The organism is Micromonospora cabrerizensis, from assembly GCF_022230955.1.
Lineage (GTDB): Bacteria > Actinomycetota > Actinomycetes > Mycobacteriales > Micromonosporaceae > Micromonospora > Micromonospora cabrerizensis.
The window spans coordinates 1-5387 of record NZ_JAKKFI010000096.1 but is presented as its reverse complement, the minus strand read 5'-3'; the positions used below and the strand labels follow the sequence as shown (position 1 = coordinate 5387).

Here is a 5387-nt window from a genome sequence, read left to right as displayed (position 1 = left end):
TCCCGGGCCGGGGCCACCGGCGGGGGTGCGCTCGCGGGAGGGCCGCTGATCGGACGGGGGTGGGCCGCGCCCAGCGGCCCGCCGCCACCGGTCGGGCCGTCACCCCCACCGGCCGGGCCGACCCCGCCGGAGCCCGAGTCGTCGTCGGCGCCGTCGGCGCGGGAGCGGCCCGGGGCCGGGCGGGTCCGGTCCGCGGCGTGCCCGAGCACCCGCAGCGACGCCAACGCGGCCATCGGCACCACCATCGCGGCGGCGGCGCCCATCACGTCCATCGCCGCGCCGTCGAGCACACCACCGAGCACCGCGGCGACCACGGTGCCGGCCAACGCGGCCCGGACCGCCGGGTAGATGCCGAACAACCGCATCAGCCCACCCCACGGCTGCAACAGGGCGAACCACACCAGCAACCCGCCGGTCAGCGCCAGCACGGTCAGGGGGCTGTTGACCAACGTCTCGAAGTTCTCCGTGCTGGACCGGTGCACGGCGAACCCGCCGGTGCCGTCGCCGAGCGCGGACAGGAACCGCCCCAGGCTGCCCCGCTCCGCCGACGGGCGACGCAGGTCCACCACGGCGAAGCCGATGCCGACCGCCAGGGCGGCCATGGTGGCCCAGGCCAGCCTGCTGATCGTCAACCACCCACCGGCGCTGATCACGGCGGCGACGCTCACCCCGGCGGTGAGCGCGATCGCGCCGACCGGGTCGGCACCCAGGAAGGGACTGCCGACCACCACCACGGCGAGGCCACCCACGGCCACCATCACCGCCGGCCGCCAGCCGCGGTGCACCCGCTGGGCCAACCAGCCGCCCGCCAGCAGGGCACCGGCGAGGAACACACCCAACCCCACCGTGCTCAGCCCGAAGTACCGGCCACCCTGCAACGCGGAGTAGCCGACCACGCCGTTGAGTTGGAGGCGGGCCCCGGTGAGCACGTCCAACCCGACGACGAGGGTGGTGAGGCCGGCCACCGCGCCGACCGGGCCGAGGGTGCCCGCGTACCCGGGGGTGAACCGCACCGCGGCGGTGCCCGCGGCCACCAGCAGCGCGGTGACCCCGGCGAAGATCCACCCGGGGTGCGCGCCCTGCCACCAGGGCACCGCGTCGGCCAGCAGCGCCGCCGGGACCGTCAACGCCGCGGCGACGAGCAGTAGCTCCACCACCGCCACGACCCGTCCGGAGACGGGCGTCGGGCCGCTCGGCCCGGCGTGCGGGCGGGCCCGGCGCAGCAGCGGCAGGATGCCGATCGCCAGCAGCACCTGCACACCGGCCAGCAGGGTGAAGAACACGCCGGAGACGGAGCGCTGGGCGGCCGCCTCCCGGTCGGCGTCCGCCGGGGCGTTGATCGCGTCGGTCAGGTCGGCCGGACGGCCACCGGTGCTGACCGCCGGGCGGCCGAGGAAGAGCCGCTCCGGCATGGGCCGGCCCAGCGCCGCCAGGGCGGTCGGCGCGAGGTCCACGAGTTGCAGGTAGCCGTCCCGGCCGGTGCTCGCCGAGGTGAGCCACCCCCGCTCCCAGCCCGGGCCGTCGGCCACCGCCACGTGCAGTCGCGACGGCCGTGCGGTGTCGGAGATCCCCGCGACCAGCACCAACGACCGCGGTGGCCGGGCGGCCAGCACCCGGGCCAGTTGGGCGTCGGCCTCCCGGGCCTCCTCGGCGCGGGTCGCCGGGTCGGCTCCCTCGACGGTGCCGAGGTCGACGATGCTCAGCACGCAGGAGCCCAGCAGCGTGCGCGGGTCAGCGGGCAACGTCGAGGCGTACCGGTCGACGCGGCCGAACGGTCGCGCGGCGGCCACGGCCGCTCCCGGGCCCACGGCGACGGAGCAGCGCACCGACTCCGACAGCGAGCCGGGCGTCGCGTTCCACGGCAGGCGCTGCTGGTTGTACTGGACCACGCTCTCCTGGTCGGGCAGGTTCGCGCCGATGCCGTCGGGTTGTTCGACGGCCACCCCGGCCGCCGGGCAGCCACCGGGCAACCGGCTGCCGTTCCACCCGGCGAAACTGCCCGCGCCCAGCGTCAGCCAGCCGTCCACCGGGCAGGTGGGCAGGTGCGCCGAACGCACCGACAGTGAGCCGATCGACCCCTCCTGGGCCATCCGCCACAGCGTGGGGGTGCTCTGCGGATCCACGTCCTCCCAGCGCAGCCCCGCCACCCCGGCGAGCACCACGAAGTCGGCGGTGCGTCGCGGGCTGTCCTGCGTCGGGCGCGCGGCGAGCGCGGTGACACCCAGCGCCACCACGAGCACGGTCAGCAGGGCGGGGGCGATTCGGCGCACCATCACCGGTGCCCCCTTCTGGGGGCGTCAGAGCCCGGGGCGGCGGCCGGGCCGGTGTGGTCGGCGGCCAGCTCGGCGTAGAGGGCGGCCAGCACGGCGACGGTGTCGGTCTCGGTCGGCCACGTCGCCGCCCGTTCGGCGCCGCGCCGACCCAGCTCGGCCCGGGCCGCCGGGTCGTCCAGCAGCGCGCGCACCGCCGCGTCGACCGCGTCGACGTCCCCGGCGGGGATCAGCGTGGCGGCATCGCCGACCAGCTCCGGCAGACCACCGACCGCGGTGGCGACCAGCGGCACGCCGGCGCGCAACGCCTCCTGGGCGAAGAGCTGCCGGGCCTCCCAGTCGCTGGTCACCACCGCCAGGTCGGCGCCGGCCAGCAGGTCCGCCACGTCGGTGCGGTGCCCCAGCAGGGTCACCGGGGCGCGGGCCGCGGACGTCCGGGCCGCCAACGGCAGGTATGCGGGTCCGCTGCCGGCGATCACCACGACCGGCGGCGGGGTACGCGTACGCCAGCGGGCGGCCGCGTCGATCAACACGTCGTAGCGTTTCTGCGGGTGCAACCGCCCCACCGACAGGATCAGCGGCTGGTCGGGGCGAACCCCGAACTCGGCGCGGACCGCCGCCGGGCGTCGACGGGGCGCGGGCAGCGTGGGCGCGGCGACCGGGGCGAGCCGGGCGTCGGTGGCGCCCAGCGCGGTGACCCGTTGGACCAGGTCCGTGGAGGCGCCGAGGGCCACCCGGGCACCACGCACCACCACGCGTTCCGCGAGTCGGGACATGCCGCCCCGCAGCCCACCCGCGAGCACCGCGTTGTGCCAGGTGACGATCAGTGGCGCGGCGGGACGGGCCAGCACGGCGACCAGACCGGCCCGTAGGCCGTGCGCGTGCACCACGTCGACCCGGGAGCCGGCGAGCACGCGACGCAGGGCCAGCACCGCCCGCGCGTCGGCCGGCGTCGGGCTGGCCGGGATCTCCACCGGCGCGAAACGCGCACCGACCCCGGTGAAGTCGAACTGCTCCTGGGTCGCGGCCGGCCCGCAGACCACGACGGTGGCGCCGTCGGCGACGAGGCCACGCGCCACCGAACGGACGTGCTGGCCGACGCCACCGGTGCTGGACGCGAGCACCAGCGCGACGCTGCCCGAAAAACCGGCAGGCAGAGCTTGCTCACTCATCGCGCGGCCGTCTCCTTCCCGTCGCCCCGTTCCGGGGAGACAGCGCCCGACGTCGGCCCGTCGCCCCGGCCCCGCGGCCCCCGCCGAGGCAGGCGCCGCAACACCCGGCCGAGCAGTGGCTGCACGTCCTGCCGGTCGACGAACCAGACCACGGCGAGGAACACCACCCCGACCAGAACCCCGGACAGCATGCCCTGACCGAGCGCCGCCGCCATCGTCGGGGTGCTACCCCCGGGCGTGTCGAGCCATCGGGTCAGGCCCAGCCCGGCGAGCGCCGCGAGCACACCGGCGAGGCCACCGGCCGCCCCGGCCCGCGCCGCGCCGGCCAGCGCGGGACGACCGGCGCTGCGCAGCACCGCCGCGAGCAGCAGCGCCCCGAGCACCAGCATCCCCACCGAGTTGGCGGACGTCACCGCGAAGACCCGGTCGGCGGTGGGCAGCAGCACCGTCAACGGCAACGCCACGGCCGGAACGACCAGCCAGCCAAGGGTGATCGCCACGGTCGCCGGCCGGGTGTCGCCCCGCGCGTACAGCGCGCGGGACAGAATCGCGAACAGCCCGTAGCCGAGCAGACCCGGTGCGAACCCGGTGATCGCCGCAGCGGTCGACGCCGGATTGTCCGGGTAGAAGAGGGCAGCGATCGGCTGCGCGGTGCCGATCAGCGCCGCGACGCCCAGGCAGCTGAAGAGCAGCACGCCCCGCACCGCGCCGGAGAGGGTCCGCCGGTAACCATCCTCGTCGCCGGCGGCGCTGGCAGCCGCGAGCGTGGGATAGGACGCCACCGCCAGCGGTACGGCCAGGACCGCCCACGGCAGCAGGAAAATGGCCTGGGCCAGGTTGAACACCTGCGGGGAGCCGGTGGGGCCGCCGGAGACACGGTTCAAGATCACCAGGAGCGCGACCTGCTGTGCCGCCACCGTCACCGCGCCGGCCGTGGCCAGCCCGCCGATGCGCGCCCGGACGTCACCCTTGAAGGCGTACCCGAACCGGGGCCTCAGCCGCAGTCGGCGCAACGGGATCACCAGCGACAGAGACAGCACGACCACACCCAGGGTGGTGCCGCCGGAGAGGAGCAACTCGCCGCTGCGGCCGACCTGGGCCACGGACACGCCCCGTCCCTGCGCCGCGCCGAACGCCACGTAGACGACGACCACGGTGAGGCTGGACAGCATTGGCGCGATGACGGGCCAGGCGAAGCGCCGGTGCGCCTGGAGCACGCCGGTGAGCACGATGCCAATCCCGTAGAGCGGCAGCTGCGGGGCGAACACGCGCAGCATCCGGGCCCCGGCGGCGAGCTCCGCCTCCGAGCGTCCCTCGCTGATCAGCGAGATGATCGGGTCGGCGAACAGTATGACGAGCACGGCGAGGGGAACCAGCAGGCTCACCGTCCAGGTCAGCAGGGCGCCTGTGGTGGCCGCCACCGCCCGCCGGTCGTCCGCCGCCACGGCCCCGGCCAGCAGAGGCACAACCAGGCTGGCCAGCGCCCCGCCCGCGACGATCTCGAAGACGATGTTGGGCACTGTGTTGGCGATGACGTACATGCCGCCGAGGTCGCTCTGCTGGACCACCCAGGTGAACACGGCGGTGCGACCGAAGCCGGCGAGGCGGCTGGCCACGGTGAGGACGGCGATGAGCGCGGCTGCCCCGGCCAGCCGGCCGGCGCCGGCGAGGGGGGCCGGTCGGGTCACGTCAGTCGGCGCGCCGGCCCAGTGCGTCGAGCTCGCGCAGCCCCGGCGTCCGTTGGATCACCGACGTGAAGCTGACCTTCTCGCTCGCGGCGGTCAGCCCGGCGAGCACGGCGAGCAGCCCGGCCCGGCCGAGCGGGCCGGTACGGGCGGCGAGCGCGACGCCGAGCAGCGCCCCGAGCGCGTTCGCCCCGCTGTCGCCGAGCATCACGTCCTCGCCCAGGTCGTCGCGGAGCAGGCCGGCGGCGGCGCCGGCCGCG

General features: G+C 76.2%; 3 protein-coding genes and 1 pseudogene. All 4 read right to left on the bottom strand.

Features of this window, described 5'->3' with window-relative positions; all coding sequences use genetic code 11:
• Positions 1–2273: hypothetical protein (locus LADH09A_RS25765; protein ID WP_238648121.1), on the bottom strand; the 2273-nt coding region annotated here is incomplete at its 3' end.
• Positions 2273–3442, bottom strand: coding sequence for a glycosyltransferase family 4 protein (locus LADH09A_RS25760; protein WP_238648119.1), 1170 nt, complete (start codon positions 3440–3442; stop codon positions 2273–2275). The genes LADH09A_RS25765 and LADH09A_RS25760, both read right to left, overlap by 1 nt.
• Positions 3439–5130: a murein biosynthesis integral membrane protein MurJ gene (gene murJ, locus LADH09A_RS25755; RefSeq protein ID WP_238648118.1), complete on the bottom strand. Its 1692-nt coding sequence runs from the start codon at positions 5128–5130 to the stop codon at positions 3439–3441. Before murJ ends, LADH09A_RS25760 begins: the two co-directional genes overlap by 4 nt.
• A 1-nt stretch (position 5131) precedes the next feature.
• Positions 5132–5387, bottom strand: a pseudogene (locus LADH09A_RS25750) (hypothetical protein); the annotation flags it as partial.